Origin of the sequence: Marinobacter sp. DSM 26671, from assembly GCF_900112835.1 — a bacterium.
In the GTDB taxonomy this organism is placed as follows: Bacteria; Pseudomonadota; Gammaproteobacteria; order Pseudomonadales; family Oleiphilaceae; genus Marinobacter; species Marinobacter flavimaris.
Genome location: NZ_FONF01000005.1, coordinates 40,119 through 58,270, shown reverse-complemented (window position 1 = coordinate 58,270; position 18,152 = coordinate 40,119). Strand labels below are relative to the sequence as shown.

17 protein-coding genes and 1 pseudogene are annotated in these 18,152 nt (G+C 55.3%); 13 read left to right on the top strand and 5 right to left on the bottom strand.

The genetic code is table 11. The annotated features are described in order from the left end of the window. The first annotated feature begins 399 nt into the window (after positions 1 to 399). The 4 genes and pseudogenes from BM035_RS22895 (at position 400) to BM035_RS07060 (ending at position 1,655) form a co-directional block, all read left to right on the top strand. On the top strand, positions 400 to 585 hold the full coding sequence (locus BM035_RS22895) for a hypothetical protein (protein WP_050898262.1): 186 nt from the start codon (positions 400 to 402) through the stop codon (positions 583 to 585). Continuing rightward, a pseudogene (locus tag BM035_RS07070) lies at positions 578 to 910 on the top strand (transposase); the annotation flags it as partial. The gene BM035_RS22895 and the pseudogene BM035_RS07070, both read left to right, overlap by 8 nt. 90 nt (positions 911 to 1,000) lie before the next feature. After that, positions 1,001 to 1,324: a nucleotidyltransferase family protein gene (locus BM035_RS07065; protein ID WP_008171320.1), complete on the top strand. Its 324-nt coding sequence runs from the start codon at positions 1,001 to 1,003 to the stop codon at positions 1,322 to 1,324. Next, positions 1,314 to 1,655 (top strand): HepT-like ribonuclease domain-containing protein, encoded by a 342-nt coding sequence (locus BM035_RS07060; protein ID WP_008171322.1) that lies wholly within the window; start codon positions 1,314 to 1,316, stop codon positions 1,653 to 1,655. The genes BM035_RS07065 and BM035_RS07060 overlap by 11 nt, the downstream gene beginning before the upstream one ends. Positions 1,656 to 1,807: 152 nt before the next feature. Here the strand turns inward: BM035_RS07060 and BM035_RS07055 are convergent, their stop codons facing one another. Continuing rightward, positions 1,808 to 3,808: a hypothetical protein gene (locus tag BM035_RS07055; RefSeq protein ID WP_092030881.1), complete on the bottom strand. Its 2,001-nt coding sequence runs from the start codon at positions 3,806 to 3,808 to the stop codon at positions 1,808 to 1,810. A gap of 95 nt (positions 3,809 to 3,903) precedes the next feature. Beyond that, positions 3,904 to 5,415, bottom strand: a complete 1,512-nt coding sequence (locus BM035_RS07050; RefSeq protein WP_092030879.1) for a flagellin N-terminal helical domain-containing protein — start codon at positions 5,413 to 5,415, stop codon at positions 3,904 to 3,906. A gap of 394 nt (positions 5,416 to 5,809) precedes the next feature. Here BM035_RS07050 and BM035_RS07045 point away from each other — a divergent pair, with 394 nt between their 5' ends. From BM035_RS07045 to BM035_RS07025, 5 genes are all read left to right on the top strand, one after another. Then, on the top strand, positions 5,810 to 7,327 hold the full coding sequence (locus BM035_RS07045; protein ID WP_092030877.1) for a flagellin N-terminal helical domain-containing protein: 1,518 nt from the start codon (positions 5,810 to 5,812) through the stop codon (positions 7,325 to 7,327). Positions 7,328 to 7,399: 72 nt separating this feature from the next. Continuing rightward, a complete protein-coding gene (locus BM035_RS07040) occupies positions 7,400 to 7,834 on the top strand; it encodes a flagellar protein FlaG (protein ID WP_092030875.1) in 435 nt (144 codons plus the stop codon). Positions 7,835 to 8,089: 255 nt separating this feature from the next. Further along, positions 8,090 to 10,078, top strand: coding sequence for a flagellar filament capping protein FliD (gene fliD / locus BM035_RS07035; protein WP_092030874.1), 1,989 nt, complete (start codon positions 8,090 to 8,092; stop codon positions 10,076 to 10,078). A gap of 36 nt (positions 10,079 to 10,114) precedes the next feature. Further along, entirely contained in the window at positions 10,115 to 10,513 is a 399-nt protein-coding gene (fliS, locus tag BM035_RS07030; RefSeq protein ID WP_092030872.1) for a flagellar export chaperone FliS, read from the top strand. Between the two features lie 129 nt (positions 10,514 to 10,642). Beyond that, positions 10,643 to 11,854 (top strand): argininosuccinate synthase, encoded by a 1,212-nt coding sequence (locus tag BM035_RS07025; protein ID WP_064228759.1) that lies wholly within the window; start codon positions 10,643 to 10,645, stop codon positions 11,852 to 11,854. Between the two features lie 137 nt (positions 11,855 to 11,991). Here the strand turns inward: BM035_RS07025 and BM035_RS07020 are convergent, their stop codons facing one another. Then, entirely contained in the window at positions 11,992 to 13,023 is a 1,032-nt protein-coding gene (locus BM035_RS07020; protein ID WP_092030870.1) for an AraC family transcriptional regulator, read from the bottom strand. 299 nt (positions 13,024 to 13,322) lie between these two features. Then, positions 13,323 to 14,294, bottom strand: a complete 972-nt coding sequence (locus BM035_RS07015) for a response regulator (RefSeq protein ID WP_041645339.1) — start codon at positions 14,292 to 14,294, stop codon at positions 13,323 to 13,325. 111 nt (positions 14,295 to 14,405) lie between these two features. Here BM035_RS07015 and BM035_RS07010 point away from each other — a divergent pair, with 111 nt between their 5' ends. From BM035_RS07010 to BM035_RS07000, 3 genes are all read left to right on the top strand, one after another. Beyond that, a complete protein-coding gene (locus BM035_RS07010) occupies positions 14,406 to 14,888 on the top strand; it encodes a YajQ family cyclic di-GMP-binding protein (RefSeq protein ID WP_008171349.1) in 483 nt (160 codons plus the stop codon). A 78-nt stretch (positions 14,889 to 14,966) separates the two neighbouring features. After that, complete coding sequence (locus BM035_RS07005; RefSeq protein ID WP_175497353.1) at positions 14,967 to 16,304, top strand: AmpG family muropeptide MFS transporter; 1,338 nt, start codon at positions 14,967 to 14,969, stop codon at positions 16,302 to 16,304. Beyond that, positions 16,304 to 16,609, top strand: a complete 306-nt coding sequence (locus tag BM035_RS07000) for an MGMT family protein (RefSeq protein ID WP_092030868.1) — start codon at positions 16,304 to 16,306, stop codon at positions 16,607 to 16,609. The genes BM035_RS07005 and BM035_RS07000 overlap by 1 nt, the downstream gene beginning before the upstream one ends. Positions 16,610 to 16,650: 41 nt before the next feature. On the opposite strand, the gene BM035_RS06995 is transcribed toward BM035_RS07000, so the two are convergent. Further along, positions 16,651 to 17,412 carry an SDR family oxidoreductase gene (locus BM035_RS06995; protein WP_092030866.1) on the bottom strand — a complete coding sequence of 254 codons (762 nt, stop codon included), beginning with the start codon at positions 17,410 to 17,412 and terminating at the stop codon, positions 16,651 to 16,653. 162 nt (positions 17,413 to 17,574) lie between these two features. On the opposite strand from BM035_RS06995, the gene BM035_RS06990 reads away from it, so the two are divergent. Further along, on the top strand, positions 17,575 to 18,123 hold the full coding sequence (locus tag BM035_RS06990) for an FxsA family protein (protein ID WP_092030864.1): 549 nt from the start codon (positions 17,575 to 17,577) through the stop codon (positions 18,121 to 18,123). The last annotated feature ends 29 nt before the right edge of the window (positions 18,124 to 18,152 follow it).

The following is an 18,152-nucleotide window of genomic DNA, read 5'->3' as shown; positions in this document are numbered from 1 at the left end:
AGTCGAGCCATCGGGTGATCGGCCTGCCAAGGCTGCGGTAAGTTTTGTCCTCAGTCTACCTGGACCAGCCGCACAGGCCCCGGGTGCGCGCCACCAGCTCATTCGAGGTAAGTAGCAAGAAGCCCTCAGTCTCCAGAGGCTGGCAGCACTGAAAAACAGGCGGTTATCTTCATTGCCGATCAGCTCTGTCGCCCGAGGGGATAACTTGGAGGGCTCACCTTTGGCTGCACGGGCAACCAGTTGCTGCAAGCGGGTTTTCGCTTCCTGCAAATTGACAGATTTCATGATTGACCTGACCGGCCATCTAAACTTGTTCAAAAGAACTTAGGGAGACTCTGAATAAGTCTCAAAATCAGCGATAATACGGCCATCGTCAACCGCACAGGATTCATCACCACCATGGATCAGATTACCGTCTCCGAAGCCGAGTACCAGAACAAGAAGCGTAAAACCCGCCGCGAGATTTTTCTGGAACGGATGGACAAGCTGATTCCGTGGAAGCAGTTGGAGAAGAAGGTAGCCCGATATTACCCCAAGGGGCCAGACTGGCCGGCCACCGTATCCGCTGCCGACCATGCTGCGTGAAGGCAGCATTGTGGATGCTTCCATCATTTCTGCACCAAGCTCCACGAAGAATGAAAGCGGCCAGCGCGACCCTGAGATGCGACAATCCAGAAAAGGCAACCAGTGGTACTTTGGCATGAAGATGCATATCGGCGTGGACGATACGCTCGGCTTGATCCACAGCATCGATACCACCGCTGCCAATGTCCACGACACCGTGTCCGCCGGCAACCTTCTTCACGGTGACGAGCAGCGCGTGTTCGGTGATGCCGGTTATCTTGGCATTCAAAAGCGGGATAAGCATAAAGATCGCCAAAATGTATCCTGGTTCATTGCCAAACGCCCCGGTTGTTGGCCGTTCCGGCCGCCGCTTTCTTTATTGTTTGGGGGGCAAGGTTTAAACTCCAGACATATACCGTAAGCGACTGAGTAAAGTATGGCCGCATTTAATGCACTGGAGATGCTGAAAGAAAAACAGGACGAGATTCGGCGGCTTTGTGAAAAGCACCGGGTAATGTCGTTTGGTGTTTTTGGCTCTGCTGCTACGGGGCATTTCAATGAGAGCAGTGATCTGGATTTTCTTGTGGATTTTGATCCGGCTTTACCCGCCACCCAAAAAGCTGAGGCGTTTTTCGGGCTAAAAGAAGATCTTGAAGTGATGTTTTCTCGCTCCGTGGATCTGGTCACTGTGTCCTCCTTGACCAACCCTTATTTCAGAGCCTCGGTTCTTGAAGAGCGGCATTCCTTGTATGCAGCGTGAGGCTCTCAAGTACCTTTACGATATTCTTGCAGCTGCTGAGAAGGTTCAGCGTTTTGTTGCTGGTAGCAGTGAAGACGATTATCTGAGTGATGAGTTGTTGCAGTCTGCTGTTGAGCGCCAGTTCGAAATCATCGGAGAGGCAATGGGTAAGTTACACAAGATTGCTCCGGACGAGGCTGAGCGGTTTGTCGATTATAAAAAGATGATCGCATTTCGGAACGTGCTTATTCACGGCTATGCGACTATCGATCCGGTGATTGTTTGGGGTGTGGTGGAAAGCAATCTGAATGACGTTTTGAATCAGGCGCGGGAAGCTCTGAGCGCTGATTAATCATCGACAGTTGATATTGGACGAATGCCTCGAAAATGAGGGTAGAGGAAAATTGCATCTGACCCCGGGTTCACGCCTTTTGCTTTGGAATAAGGCGCTTTCTTGTCGGATTACGGCTTCGCCTAATCCGACACCCCAGGCCCGAAGTTAATTCACCGCCGCTTTAAAAAATAAACACTCAAATTCTGCCCCATCAGACTCTGCACCTCGCTGCCCAGTGCCTCCGCCTGAATTTGCTTCTGCACCGGTCCGGTTGCCAGGCTGTGGCCATCTACATCCCGCGCTTTCACAAGTTTCCATTCCACTTCGTTACTCGCCATGGCCATCAGCTCTTTCAACTGGGCTGTGTCCTGGGGCCGAAACCATCTGTCCCTGCAGCCCCCGAGGCTGTAGAAATCTGCGTCTGCGGTCAGTTCCTGCCAGGCGGCATCGCTGCGATTGGCAAGGACCATCCGGCGGAGTTGGCGCAATGTCTGTCGCGTGGGTTGTAGCTTATGCTCACTGACCAGTTTGCGAATCTGTTTGTCACCAGCCGTTTGTTCCGCGATGGCGGTATACATGTGCACCACAGCGCCGGAGCCGGTGGCCTGGTTAACCAGAGCCGCCAGAGACAGGCTGGTCATAGCCGGTGAGGGCAGGCGACCAACTTCAATCCAGTGCACTTGGTGGCCATCCGCCACAAAACGCTGGGCGATGGACCAGGGCCAGAACACGATGTTGTCCATACCCATCTCGTTGGCCATGCGTGTGGCTTTGGCGATGTTGGCCAGAGATTCATCCACCGCGATCACTTCCACATCGTCCAGATAGCCGGCCAGTTCCATCGCCCGCTGGCCAGACTGCGCACCGCACACCATGATCCGAAGGGTGGCCGGGAGATTTGCCGTGTCCAGCCCCAGTTCAGTCGCCATCAGTGTTTTCAGGCTGCTTTCGGTACGATAGGCCAACCGGGACCAGGACGGCCATGCCTGGGGAACATCGGTCTTCTCCAGGCAAAGCTCTTCGGCCTTCTCATCGAAATTCTGCTTGATGGCTTCCTCTTCGGCCCGATCGTAATAGCTGGCGGCCAGGACTGACTGTAATGCCAGGGGCCAATCCACCAGGTTCCATTGGCCAAGTTGTACCGCGAAGGGCTGATGGAAGAGAGCGCCATACATCGCGGTGATCATCAGTGAGCCGATGAGTCCGTCCTGTTCCTCGCCAAAGGCAAATTGGGCCTGGATGCTGTCGTTGATGGCAGAGACCAGTCGTTCTTCGTCATCTTCCGCAGCGAGGGCATAGCCGGTTCTGTCGGCGTATTGGGCGATGGCCAGCGTCAGACGCTGTGGTTCGTCCCGAAGTTCAACGGTTTGTGCGACTTCGGCAATGATCGCCCGACGCAGCAGGGTAACCAGCTCTTCCACCGCCGGATTGGGCATCAGGGTTTTCTGGAGGGCAAGAATCAGCAGTTCATCGTCGCTGGCGGCATCCAGGAAAATCTGTGCATCCGGGTTATCCAGATCGTACTGTTGATGGATAATCGCGCCAACGAAACGACCCAATTCCTGGTGCGGCAAACCATCCCTCTGAAGCAGGGCGATAGCATCACGGGCCAGTGCGGAATCGGCTTTGCTCACTTCCAGGTGTTGGGCGCAAGTGAGCATCCCGCTGTATACGGAATCCCATTCAGCTCCGGTTTCCAGAAGCTTGCGATAATGCAAATAAGCCACATCAAACTGCCCCTGCAGCCGCTTGGAATGGGCAACACCGCAGAAAGCGGCGGCAGATTGCCGGTCGCAGTCCAGGGCCTGGAGGAAATACTGCTCTGCAAGCGCCGGCCGTTCGGTTTTTAGTGCCCAGTAACCCAGGTTGCAATATTGCTGAACCTGGCCCGGCTGATGGTCCAGGCTGGCGTTGAACAGGGCATGGGCCTTCTCAAGCTGCCCGTCGTCCATCTCCACACGGCCAAGCAGCCCCAGCCCACCGGCATGCATCGGCTCCAGAGCCAGCGCCTCGTTCAGATAGCCCCGACATTCCTGCCGGGCCTTCAGCCGCTGGATATGGCTGAGGCCGTTGCTGTTGGACTCCCCATAGGCAAGGTTGGCCTGCAGAAGCAGGCGGGCAACCTGGGCCTGTTGGGATTGGGAAACCTGGACTTGATGCTTGGCTTGCATGGGACACCTCATAAAACCTGCCGCGGCAGTCACTGCGATCAAAAAGTAGGTCGGATTAGCCAGGGGCATAATCCGACATCACCCGCTCTGCCTCATTAACCCTGCAGCAACTGCAGAACCTGCTGTGGCCGTGCGTTGGCCTGGGCCAGAACGGACAGGCCGGCCTGCTGGAGGACCTGGGTCCGGGCCAATTCTGCGGATTCCGCTGCGAAGTCCGCATCGCGGATGCGAGAACGGGCTGCCGAGAGGTTCTCGGAGGTGGTGCTCAGGTTTGCGATGGTGGATTCGAGGCGGTTCTGAGCTGCACCTAGATCGGCACGGATGCCACTGATGGTCTCAAGAGCGGCATCAACAACGGCAAGGGCACTGGTCGCCCCATCAACAGTACTGATGTCGATTCCTGATACGGCTTCCGGGGTTGAACCCGCTGCAATGTTCTGCGCGCTGTTCAGAACGCTGCCTGCCGCCAGAGTCGCATCCGAGGTAGCGGCGAAGCTCACTGATGAATCGAGAGTCAGTTCGCCCGCGATTCGAGTAGCGTTGGTGCCTCCACTGGTCAATTCGATAGCGCTTGGGTCGCCACTACCTTGAACAGCTAGCTGCTGGGAACCAGAGGCTGTGAAGTCTTCGATCGTGATGTCCTTGCCTTGATCCTGCACCAGTGTGATGCTGCCATTGTTTTCCACTTCGGCAGTAATACCGGTTTTGCCAGAGGCTGCGTTCACTTCGCGTGCTATGGCTGACAAATCGTTCGCATCAGTGATTTGTGCTGAAATTGTTGCCGAGCTGCTGCCGTTTGAAATGGTGAGGGATACAGTTTGTGGCACGGCAATCGGTGTGGTTGCAGTATTGCTGAGTGTCGCTGAGGTTCGCGCCGTAGCATTGACACCGGTTGTTGCTGCAATATCGTTGATTGAGGCAGCTATTTCTTCAGCTGTGTCCCCGGCGCCAATTGGGACCACCTGACTATCCAGCGAACTCGATATAGTGAGGTTTTGACTTGCTATTGTGTTTTGGGTCGGGAGCGTGGCGTTCGCTGCCGTGGTAGAACCAGTGCCCTGGTTCAAAGTAGCGTTCGTCGCTGACAGAGTATTGTTCGCCAGATCGTCAGTTCGAGCGCCTTCAATAGATACGGCAATGGTCTGGTTTTCGTTCGCACCCGCCTGGAATTTCTGAGCCTGAAAGGTGCCGTCCAGAAGTTTTAACCCGTTGAACTCGGTCGTAGTGGCGATTCGCTCCAGCTCTTCTTTCAACTGGTTTACTTCAGATTGGAGAGCCTTCCGGTCGGAAGCGGAATTTGTAGCGTTGGCAGACTGAACGGCCAGTTCACGGATGCGCTGCAAAATGTTACCAGACTCGCCTAGGGCGCCCTCCGCCGTCTGGGCAAGGGAGATACCGTCATTGGCGTTCCTGATCGCCTGGTTGAGGCCTTTGATCTGAGAAGTGAAACGCTCAGAGATTGCCAGGCCTGCGGCATCGTCTTTGGCAGAGTTGATTCTCAAGCCTGAGGAAAGACGCTGTAGTGCAACGTTCGCATCTTCCTGCGAGGCATTAAGGTTTCGCTGTGCATTCAGTGACGCAATGTTGGTGTTGATGATCTGAGGCATGTCTCTTCTCCCTGCTCAGAGGTGCCGGCTGTTCGTCTTTCCGTCAGTAAAGGCAACGAGTGACCGGCAGGTATTCGTTTGATTGCCGTTTTTATCTGAGTAAGCGAAGGGCGTGCCACTTTCTGAAAATAAATACTAACTACATGGAAATGTTAACAAAACGAATTTTAGCGATTGTCTATTTGGCCGACCATCATGTTTTCAGATTCCTTCTTCTGGCATGCCTTTGCCGCTTTTTAGCGGGTTTTACATTCCTTTACAAAAAGTTGGCTTTTTTTCCTAAAGGATAGGAAGGGTGGGCCGTTAAGCGGTGTAACAGGGCGGCGCTCCCAAAGTGAAAAAGGGCGCCAGACCTTTTCCATGAAATAACGACACCTGTCGAAGGAGAAGCATAATGGCTCTCGGTATTAACACTAACGTTGCGTCACTTTCCGCTCAGAACCAGTTGGGCAAATCTCAGAGCCTGTCTGATCAGGCCCTGCAGCGTCTTTCCTCAGGCTTGAGAATCAACTCTGCCAAAGATGATGCCGCTGGTCTTGCAATTTCTACTCGCTTTCAGTCTCAGATCAGTGGTCTGAACGTTGCGCAGCGGAACGCGAATGACGGTATCTCGCTGGCACAAACTGCTGAGGGCGCGCTTGAAGAGACCACTAATATTCTGCAGCGTATTCGTGACCTGTCCATTCAGTCTGCCAACTCCACCAACTCTTCGTCCGATCGTTCCGCCCTTCAGGCAGAAGTGAATCAGCTTCAGCAGGAGATGCAAAGGATCGCTGAGACAACTCAGTTCAACGGCCTGAATTTGTTGGATGGTAGCTTTAGCGCCCAGAAGTTCCAGGTCGGTGCGAACGCGAATCAAACCATTTCCGTTGATGTCGGCAGTGCCAAGACTACCGATCTGGCCAACTACTCACTGACTGCAGGCAGTGAAGATGCCAACTTCGGCTTGGGCACAGCTGCAAATGCTGCAGCCGCAATTCCCGGCACTAATACTGTTGCAGGCCAGGACGTTACCATCAATGGTCCTGTTGCTCAGGGCTCTTTCACCCTCAGCGGTGGCGAGTCTGCAGAGCAGATTGCCGGTCAAATTAATGATATTTCTGGATCTACAGGTGTTTCTGCAACGGCCTCGACTTCTGCCACTCTGTCTAACTTGACTGCCGGTGGTTCGGTGAGCTTGACCATTGAAAGCGGTGGTCAATCAGCAACAGCGACTGCAAGTGTAACAACCGGTGACCTCTCCGCACTTGCCGATGCAATCAATGGCTTGACCGGTACAACGGGTGTTTCAGCTGAGATCAACTCCAGCAACGAGATTGTCCTTTCACAGTCGACTGGAAAGGATATTGGGCTGACTTTCTTAGGCGCAGCCGACGGTGATCAGATTAGTGTTGCAGGTGCAGGTGACGGAACAACCGCTCAAACAGCGATCCAGCTTACTTCTGCGAATACTACTGCAGCAAACACTGATTCAACAGTTGTTACCGGTACGGTTGAATTGTCTGCTGATCAGGCGTTCTCGGCCAGTTCAAGTGTTGCGGATGGCGCTGGTTCAATCTTTAACAGCTTGGCAAACACAGTAAACAATGGATCTGCGAACACAGTAGCTCAGATCGATATCAGCAGTGAAGATGGTGCTGCGTCAGCAATCGCAGTTGTAGATTCTGCTCTGTCTCGGGTTAACTCCATCCGTGCAGACCTGGGTGCGATCCAAAACCGGTTCGAAAGCACCATTGCTAACCTGGCGACCACGTCTGAAAACCTGAGCGCTGCCAACAGCCGGATCCTGGACGCAGACTTCGCAGCTGAAACTGCAAAGCTGTCCAAGTCTCAGGTTCTGCAGCAGGCTGGTATCTCGGTACTGGCGCAGGCGAACGCCCGTCCGCAGCAGGTTCTGTCCCTCCTGCAGTAATTGGGGCATAGCGGTAATAGCCGGAACCTTCGGGTTCCGGCTTAGCGCCGTTTTAGGATAGCGAGGTAAGCTATGAATGACGTTAACCTGAACAGCCCGGATCTGAAGCTGGTTCGCACCAGTGAGCAAGCACCGGCTCGGGCAATTTCGTCATCTCAGGCCGAAGGCAGGAATGCCTCCGACCTTGCTGGTTCGTCTGCCGCAGTCAGTAAGGTTGAGAACTCCCAGGTAACTTCGGACTTGTCGAAAGCTGAAAAGCTCCAGGCTCGGAATGAGGCCACACGGGAGCAACTGGATGATGCGGTTAGCCAACTGAACGATTTTGTTCAGAATGTGCAGCGGGATTTGCAGTTTGAAGTGGATAATGAATTAGGCCAGACGATCGTAAAGGTAGTCGATCAGTCGACCAAAGAAGTTATCCGGCAGATTCCGGATGAGCTGGCATTGAGGTTGGCAGAAAACTTGCAGCAGGATGAGCCGCTGACGTTGTTTAATATTAAAGTGTAAGGGCGGTTGCTCTTACGCAGATTTAAATGACGGTATTTCAGCACCGCCGCACCCGTGAGGGGCCGGCGGTGTTCTGCGTTTTTGGGGTGAGAGGGTTCTCCCTCTCCCCCGGCCCCTCTCCCGCGAGGGGAGAGGGGAGGTGTTGTTAACTGTTACAGGGTGTTACAAATCGGCGAAAGAAAAAGGCAAAGTTTTGCCGCTTTTTGCCGATAAACTGAACAATGAAGAGATTCGCCCCCTTGAGGAGGCATGAGCATGGCAAACATATCATCGTTGGGTCTTGGTTCAGGCGTTCTGAATTCGGATCTGGTTGATCAACTGGTACAGGCAGAGCGTGCGCCTACGGAAAATAGGCTTACACAGAAGACAGAGCAAACCCAGGCTTTGCTGTCTGCCTATGGCAAACTCCGCAGCGCCGTTACCGAACTGCGCCTGCCCATGCGCCAGCTCAGTGCTCCCGATAACCTCAAAGCGTTTTCTGCAAATTCTTCCAATGAAGGTATTGCGGTATCAGTGGACAGCACCAAGGCGAGTCGTGGCACTTACAGTGTTGAGGTAACCAGTCTTGCCGGTGCGCAGGCCTTGGCTTCCAGGGATGTATTTGCAGATCGCGACGCGACCAGCGTCGGGCAGGGCACGCTGACGCTTAATGTTGGTGATAAAACCACGAATATTACTGTTGATAACAGTAACGACACGCTTCAGGGGCTTGCCAACGCGATCAATGATTCGGATGCAGGTGTCTCTGCGGGTGTGATCGATACGGGTAACGGCTTCCAGTTGGTCCTTTCTGCTGACGAGACCGGAACGGCCAATGCGGTAAGTATTTCCGTATCCGGTGATACAGGTGGTACAGACACCGATAATCAGGGACTGTCCCGTTTTGCGTTTAACACCGGTATGGATTCAGATGCCGGTTTGCAAGAGACGATTGCTGCATCAGATGCCGTTATGAAAATCAACGGCGTTGAGGTTACCCGGTCTACTAACAGTTTTGAAAACGTAATTGATGGCTTGACCTTCGATATCACCGAGACTGGTTCCTCTACTATCAAGGTTCAGCAAGACTTGGGTGCGGTTGCTGATCGCGTACAAGGCTTCGTTGATAAATTTAATTCGCTTCAGTCCACTATTGATAGTCTCGCTGGCTTTAACGCTGAGGCAGGCGTTGGCAGTCTGCTCACGGGTGACAGTACCGTCCGTTCTATTCAGAATCAATTGCGTCAGGTTCTGACGCGGGTTGTGCCGGGCCTGGAAAATTCCAGTGTTCGTAGCCTGGCGGATGTGGGCATCACGACCAACTTTGAAACTGGTGGTCTGGAGTTTGACCGAGCCAAGTTTGAAGAGCAGCTGAAGAATAATCCGGACGATGTGACGGCACTGTTTGCAGAGCAAGGCCGGACAACCGATAGCCAGGTCGAGTTCGTCCGGAGTGGCTTGAATACTGAGCCAGGCCGCTACGATATCAACATTACCCAGGCGGCGACGCAGGGCGCACTATCTGGGGCTGCGTTTACGGCCCCACTTACCATCGGCGCCGGCAATGACGAGCTGACGTTCCAGGTTAATGGTGAAACGTCTGTGAGCGTTCAGCTCACTCAGCAAACCTACAATACAGCTCAGGAGCTGGCAGACGAGATACAGGCTCAGCTGAATGCCAATAATGCTCTGAATGCGTCTGGCTCGGGTGTCCAGGTTGGCATTGGAAGCGGCGGCGAGCTGACCTTTACCTCCTCCGATTACGGCAGTGATTCGAACGTCAGCCTGACATCAGTAGAAGATGGTTCCGCTTATGGGTTGTCTGCTGCCACCGGCACTTCAGGTATCGATGTGGCAGGCACCATTGGTGGCCGAACCGCGGAAGGCGACGGCCAGGTACTCTTTCTGGGAAGTGGCAATGGTGGTGCGTCTGGTCTGCAGGTTCGTATTCTGGGCGACCAGACTGGCAGTCGTGGCTCGATTACTTTTGTGGAAGGCGTTGCAGAGCGGACGGTTGATCTGGTTTCCAGTTTTGTGGGTGCTGATGGCGCCATCGAATCGCGGACTGAAAGCCTCAATCGCGATCTGGAACAAATTCAGGAAAATCAGGCGCGACTTGAGGAACGTATTGCTGCTTACCGTGAGCGCTTGGTTAGTCAGTTCACAGCGGCAGATTCCCTGATTTCCCAGCTCAACAGCACACAGGATTACGTAAGCCAGCAGCTCGCTGCGCTTGCACCCCAAAACAACCGGAACAACAACTGATCGGCCCGGGCCGATTAGCGAACCAAGAGGTCGAGTATGAACGGTTTACAGGCATACCAGCGCGTAAACACCCAAACCAGCATCACCGATGCAGATCCGCATAAGCTGATCCAGCTTTTGTACAACGGTGCTATTGAGCGCATCAACATGGCCAAGTCTCGTATCCAGGCAAAGGATTACGGCGGCAAGGCCCAGTTGATCAACAAGGCCATCGAGATTATTGGTGGACTGCGTTCCTTCCTGGATTTCGAACAGGGTGGCGATCTGGCTGCGCGTCTTGAGGCGCTGTATGACTATATGGAGCGCTCTTTGCTGGAAGCCAGTGCCAAGAATGATTTGGCCAAGCTGGATGAGGTTCTTACCCTTCTGCGTTCTGTTAAAGAAGGGTGGGATGGTATTCGGGAAGAGGCTATTGGTCAGCAGGCTGCTGGCTGATCAATAACCCCCTCTCCCCAACCCCTCTCCCGCCAGGGGAGAGGGGCTTTATAGCCATTCCTCACGCTCTCCCGTACAATAACGCCCTTATTTTCAACACATCCATTCTGTTCAGTCTGGAGCAAGGGCATGTCTGATATTAAAAAGGTGGTGCTGGCCTATTCCGGTGGCCTGGATACTTCCGTAATCGTTCGGTGGTTGCAGGATACCTATAACTGTGAGGTGGTAACTTTTACCGCCGACATCGGCCAGGGCGAGGAAGTTGAGCCGGCGCGGGCGAAAGCCGAAGCGTTGGGCGTTAAGGAAATCTACATCGAGGACCTGCGCGAGGAGTTTGTGCGCGATTACGTGTTCCCGATGTTCCGCGCGAACACCATCTACGAGGGTGAGTACCTGTTGGGTACGTCCATTGCCCGTCCTCTGATTGCCAAGCGTTTGATCGATATCGCCAATGAAACCGGCGCCGATGCCATTTCCCACGGCGCAACCGGTAAGGGCAACGACCAAGTGCGTTTCGAGCTGGGTGCTTACGCGCTGAAGCCTGGAGTAAAGGTGATTGCACCCTGGCGTGAGTGGGATCTGAATTCCCGCGAGAAGCTGCTGAAGTACTGCGAAGAGCGCAATATCCCGGTGGAAATGAAGAAGGGCAAGAGCCCGTACTCCATGGATGCCAACCTGCTGCACATTTCTTACGAAGGCATCAATCTGGAAGATCCCTGGGCGGAAGCCGAGGAAGATATGTGGCGCTGGAGTGTGTCTCCGGAAGCCGCGCCGGATGAGCCGACCTATGTTGAGCTGACCTACAAGAAGGGCGACATTGTTGCCATCGACGGTCAGGACATGAAGCCCCACGTGGTTCTGGAAACTCTGAACAAGCTGGCGGGTGCGAACGGTATCGGTCGCCTGGATATCGTCGAGAACCGCTACGTGGGCATGAAGTCCCGCGGCTGTTACGAAACCCCGGGCGGTACCATCATGCTGCGTGCCCACCGTGCCATTGAATCCATTACCCTGGATCGTGAAGTGGCGCACCTGAAAGACAGCATCATGCCGCGCTACGCCGAGGTGATCTACAACGGTTACTGGTGGTCCCCGGAGCGCGAGGCTCTTCAAGCTCTGATCGATCAGACCCAGCATTATGTAAACGGCACTGTTCGCCTGAAGCTCTACAAGGGCAATGTGGATGTGGTTGGCCGTAAATCTGAGGATTCTCTGTTCGACGAGAAGATTGCTACCTTTGAGGAAGATCAGGGTGCGTACGATCAGAAGGATGCAGAAGGCTTCATAAAGCTTAATGCGCTGCGTCTGCGGATTGCTGCTGGCAAAGGCCGCAAGCTTTAAAAGCATTGCCTGCTAATTCGGAGTAGGCGCCAGGCAGGCAGCGCTTTTCAGGACACGCTACGAGCACATCCATGTGCGCTTGACGTTGGCCATCCCTGGCCAACGACAGTCCTGAAAAGCGCTACCTGTCTGGCTTTTCAGGCTTCTGAGTTTGCTGCTCGTTGCCGAAACTCTCCCGGTGCTTTCCCCGTTACCGCTTTGAACTTCCGGTGAAACGACGTGGTTTCACTGTACCCCAGCCTCAGTGCAATATCCGGAATGGCCAGCTCGCTGTTGCGAAGATAGTCCTCGGCCATTTTTTGCCGCACTTCATCCAGCAATTTCTGGTAAGACACGCCTTCCTGGCCGAGTTTTCTCTGCAGGGTTCGGCTGGTCATACCCAGGTCTTCAGCCACCATGTCTTGCCGGGTTATGCCGTGCATGAGCTGTTGTTGGATGCTGTGACGGACCTTCGAAGTCAGGTCGCTGTCGGTATCCAGGGACGCCAGCTGACTCAGGGCATGGGCTTCCAGCGTTTTGCGGAGCAGGGGGTCTGGTTGCCGCAGGCGGGTCTCCAGCAGGGTTTTCTTGAGTGTGATGCTGTCCTCATCGGCTGAGAAGGTGACCGGGCAGTGCCAGCGCTCTCGGTAGGCTGTTTCAAATTCGGAACCTGGCGAGGATCGGCGGAGTTTTACCACGCTTGGTGATGCTTCCTGATTGTCTGCAAGCCAGCGGGCGTAGTTCACCCAGGAGGCAAATACGTTGTCCACCAGTTGCGGGCGGACGACGGGATCGGTGTAGTTGCAGTTCCAGGTCAGTTTGATGTCTTCGCCTTTCATGGCGAGGCTGGTGGTGCCCATGTCTCCAACGAGTTTTTCGAATGGCGCAATGCGCGCTACGGCCTCCCCCAGGGTGGCGCAGCTCATGGTGATGTAGCCAAGCACGCTGTAGGAGCCGGGTTGAACGAAGTCGCCGGTCTCGAGGCCCAGGATCGGGCTGCCGGTTTGTTCGCACAATAAACGGATAAAGTGCTGGAACTGCTCGCCGTTAATGCGGCCGTCGTCGGTGTCCAGGATGTTCTGGTCCAGTTCAGCCTGGTCGAAAAGGCGATTGATATCCACGCCGGCGGATTCGGCAGCACGAACGTATTGGCGCAGGGCGGCGACAGAGGCGGTTCCGAGGGTTTTCATGGTTACAGCACTGTTTTTGGAGTCGTTATAGCCGGAGTATAACGGAACTGGTGCGGAAACGTCTGGAGCGGAAAATAAAAAGGCCAGCTAAAAAGCTGGCCCAAAAAACAAGGAAAGAACGAAAGTGCCTGAAAAATTCGTTAATCCGGTGGATTCGATTCCCCATATGGCGGCGGAGGTACTACTCGGCTCCTCCACCATGGGGGATACTGCTTAAATCCACAATTGCAGAATAAGTCGTCCGGCCTTTCCTGTCTGTTTGTGAAGTGTGTATCAGTGTTACCGAGTGTGTCGCCGCTTCAGGCGGTCGCTCCGATCTCCGGCGCAGTCTCGGTAAACCGACGCGTATCGTAGGCATCCACCAGCCCCTGCACCGCTGCCCGTTCCATATCCTGGATCGAGGGTGTGCCGTTCTGGGCGTCAGCTTTGCACAACACCATGCCGGCTTCCACGGAAATATAGCCGGCTGTGGTTTTCAGGGCCTTGTGGTTGATGCCGTCGAACACGCGCCGGAAGGCGGTGGTGGTGCAGTGATCGCTGTTCGGGAAGTAGGCAATGATGGCGAACTGATTGTCGCCAACGCGGCACAGGGCATCAATGGGGCGAATCAGGGTGCTCAGTCGGCGGGCAATGCCGATGGCCAGTTCGCTCATCACTGTGGGCGGGTGTTTGCGCTTGAGTTCCTGCCAGTTGCGAATGCCGCACAGTACGTAGGCAGAACAGCCGCCTCGGGATTCAGCGTGGCGCAGCATCTTGGTCAGCCGCTCGCGACCGTATTTGGTGTTGCAGAGACCGGTTTCCAGATCAATGATGTTTGTGGATTCCAGTTCCCGGTTGTTCTCGATCAGCAGGGAGTTGGCCCGGAGCAGGGTGTTCTGGCGGTCGGCCATTCGGTCTGCGGCAAATATGCGGGGGATCAGTTGCTTGGTCATGTCGGACTTGTAGATGAAGTCGTCCACACCCCGGTCGAAGGCTTCTGAAAGAGCCTCTACGCTTTCCCGTGCCGTGAGGAGGATCACGTAGGTGTAGTGATTGTTCTGCTCGTCCTGTTGTCGCACCTGGTCCGTCAGCTCAAGGCCATCCATCTCGGGCATCAGCCAGTCGGCAATCAGCACGCTTACCGGGCGCTGTTCGATTAACTGCAGGGCTTCCGGTGCGTTATTCACGATGCGTACGTCGCGATATCCGGCATTTCGCAGCGTGCGGCCAACCACCATACTGCTGAATTTCGCGTCGTCTACTACCAGGATGGGAAGGTCCAGATTTGGCATTGTTATCTACTTTTAGCAGTCCGTTGTCAGGTGCGAGAGATGCCCGGGGTTGGTATCATCCCCAGCAAATTGAAGAAGTATACCTTCTTACCCTGTTGGAGAATAACGACCATGCCTTCTTTTGACATTGTTTCAGAAATCGATATGCACGAAGTCACCAATGCGGTCGACCAGGCCAAGCGGGAGCTGGGCAATCGCTGGGACTTCAAGAACGTGGAAGCCGACATTGAGCTGGACGACAAGGGCATTACCATCAGTGCCGAGCAGGAGTTCCAGCTGGAACAGTTGCTGGACATGCTGCGTATGGCCTTTGCCAAGCGTAATATCGATGCGCGAGCGCTGGCTGAGGATGGCGACAGCAAGTCCGGCAAGCTGGTTAAACAGCACCTGCTGCTGAAGCAGGGCATTGAAACCGATATGGCCAAGAAGATCGTGAAGATGATCAAGGACCAGAAGATGAAGGTCCAGGCCAGTATCCAGGGTGACAAAGTGCGAGTGACCGGCAAGAAGCGGGATGATCTCCAGGAAGCCATTGCCATGCTCAGGGAAGCTGAGCTGGATATCCCGCTGCAGTTCAATAATTTCCGCGACTGATCCGGAGGCTTCACCATCTTAAACGGCACCCGCCTGACCCTGATCCGGGACACGCTCCATACCTATACCCGTTGGCAGGTGATTGCCCTGCTATTCCTGGGCTTTTCGGCGGGGCTGCCGTTCCTGCTGGTGTTTTCCACGCTGAATGCCCGTCTCGCGGATGTGGGGGTGGAAACCGCCACCATCGGGTTCTTCAGCTGGCTTGGTATTACCTATTCCATCAAGGTGTTCTGGGCACCGGTGGTGGACCGCCTGAAACTGCCGCTGCTCGACCGGCTGCTGGGCAAGCGGCGAAGCTGGATTATCTTTGCGCAAGCAGGTATCGCCACGGGGCTGTACCTGATGGCTCACGTGGATGCCACGGCAGCGCCGGAAATGATGGCCCTTTGTGGCCTGCTGGTGGCGTTCTCCTCTGCCACCCAGGACGTGGCCATTGATGCCTACCGCATCGAGATTGCCGAGGAGCGGCTCCAGGCCGCCCTGGCTGCTACGTATATCTTTGGCTACCGTCTGGCGCTTCTGGTGGCCGGCGCCGGTGCTCTTTACCTGGCGGAATTCTGGTCGTGGCAGGTGTCCTATGAAGTCATGGCGGCCCTGGTAGGAGTTGGCGCGCTCACGGTGCTCATTGTTCGCGAGCCCAGCGTGAACCACTTTGCCGCCGCCCAGGACATTGCCCACGAGATCGAACAGGAGGCTGCCAAGCTCACGCATCTGAATCCCCGCCTGGCGAGACTTGTTGGCTGGTTCTACGCCGCCGTGGCCGGTCCGTTTCTGGATTTTTTCAGGCGGTACAAGGAGCTGGCTCTGGTCATCCTGCTGATGGTTGCCGTGTACCGGATCTCCGACATCGCCATGGGCGTCATGGCCAATCCCTTCTACCTGGATTTCATGGGCTTCAGCAAAACCCAGGTGGCGGACGTCACCAAAATCTTTGGCTTCTTCATGACCATTGCCGGCTCCCTGGTTGGTGGGGTTATGGTGGTTCGCTACGGGGTTCGTCGAATTCTTCTGTTGGGAGCGATCATGACTGCCGCCACTAACCTACTGTTCGTTGTTCTGGCCCAGTACCCGCCCAACATCATCGCCCTGGCCGCCGTGGTGAGCGCCGATAACCTCAGTGGCGGCATTGCCAATGTTGCCCTGATCGCATGGCTCTCGAGCATGACCAGTGCCTCGTTTACGGCTACGCAGTACGCACTGTTCAGTTCCCTGATGACTCTGCCTGGCAAGTTTCTCGGTGGGTTCTCCGGCATTGTCGTGGCGGGCTTTGGTTACGCCGAATTCTTCCTGGTGGCCGGCATAATGGGTGTGCCTGCGATTCTGCTGGCCATTTTCATGATCCGAAATGGCCATCGACTGGATTCGTTGGCGCCGCGCAATGAATCGAAGCCCGATGCCGGAGCAGAGAGCCCTTGATGTCCGAACCGACCAAAGACCAGAAAATCTGGCAAGTCGTACTGGCTGTCCCAGAGGGAAAGGTGGTCAGTTACGGCCAGGTTGCAGAGATGGCAGGGTTGGGCCGGCAGGCGAGGTACATCGGGAAGGCCTTGGGCAAGTTGCCGGAAGGACATGCCGTGCCCTGGTATCGGGTGATTCGCAGTAACGGCCAGATTGCCTTTCCCGTGGGGTCCGAGAAATTTGAGGAGCAGGTTAGCCGGCTTGAGGCTGAAGGTGTCGAAGTTACCGACGGGCGGGTTTCGATGTCTCGGTTTCGATGGTAACGGGGCGCTCTGGGCGCCCCACTCAATGGTAGCTCGACCCGTTAGAGCCGAAGAGCCCCATCCACTTCAATCATCCGCCCTGACACATAGTCGTTCTCAAAGATGAACGCCGCAGCCGAAGCAATCTCTTCGGGTTTGCCCATGCGCTTGAGCGGAATGCCGGCCGTCATTTTTTCCAGGGCTTCCGGTTTCATGGAGGCGGTCATTTCGGTCTCGATGAAGCCCGGGGCGATACCGGCGCAGCGGATGCCGTAGCGGGCGAGTTCCTTGGCCCATACGGGAACCAGGGCGGAGACGCCGGCTTTGGCGGCGGAGTAGTTGCTCTGGCCCATGTTGCCGGCGCGGGAGATGGAGGCGATGTTGATGATCGCGCCCTGGTCGCCGTTCTTGATCATCTGGGTGGCGGCTTCGCGGCCGCAGAGAAACACACCGGTGAGGTTGACGTCGATCACCGCCTGCCACTGGGACAGCTCCATGCGGCGCTCAACTTCGCCATCCTTCACTTTGACCATCAGGCCGTCTCGCAGGATGCCGGCGTTGTTGATCAGGCCATTGAGGTGGCCGAAATCTTTTACGATGGCTTCAAAGGTTTTTTCAACGTCTTCTTCTTTGGCGACGTTGCAGACGTAGCTTCTGGCCTCAGCGCCCGCGGCCACGCAGGCGGTGACGGCTTCGTCCAGCTTCTCCGGCATCAGGTCGATCAGCGCAATTTTTGCACCTTTGGCCGCAAGGTATTCGCCCATGGCGCGGCCAAGGCCCTGGCCGCCGCCAGTGATTGCAATCACGGAATCTTGAAGTTTCATGTTTTGCCCTAACTACTGTTATCAAGTGGCTTTACAGTTGCTGTGCGTCTTTTCACCGGTATGGCTGGTGCGTAGAGCCATGAATGTGGCTTCTTGTTAGATACGGAAGGACTGCGAGTATACCAGACCTTCTGAAATTCCTGCTCAGACCCTGAGGTCCCGATGTCCGTGTTTCTTTTTCTATTCATAATCATGCCGATTGCCGAGATGGCGGTGTTGATCCAGGTGGGTGGCATGATTGGTGTGCTCAATACCGTCGGGTTGGTGTTGTTGACCGCCGTGATCGGCGCCTGGCTCCTTCGCCAGCAGGGTCTGGCAACGCTGTTGAGGGCCAATCAGCGGCTGAACAGTGGTGAATTGCCTGCCAAAGAGGTTGCCGAGGGGCTGATTCTGGCTATTGGTGGCGCCTTGCTGCTGACGCCGGGTTTTATCACCGATACGGTCGGCTTTTTGTGCCTGATTCCGGGGAGCCGCCACTGGCTCGCGGCGCAGGCGCTGAAGCGCATGGTCGTGGCTGGTCAGAACCGCAGCAGCAGCTTCTATTTCCGTGCCGGTGGCGGGTCCAATCCCTTCGGGCAGGATCCGTTTGGCGGCCAGGAGAACCCGTTCGGCCGGCAGCGGCCTTTTGATCGGGACAGCAATGGCGACATCATCGAAGGCGAGTACCAGGATGAGACGGAATCCGATCGGGACCGGATCGAAAAAAAGTGAAAAAATTTTCTCTAAGGGGTGTTGAAAAC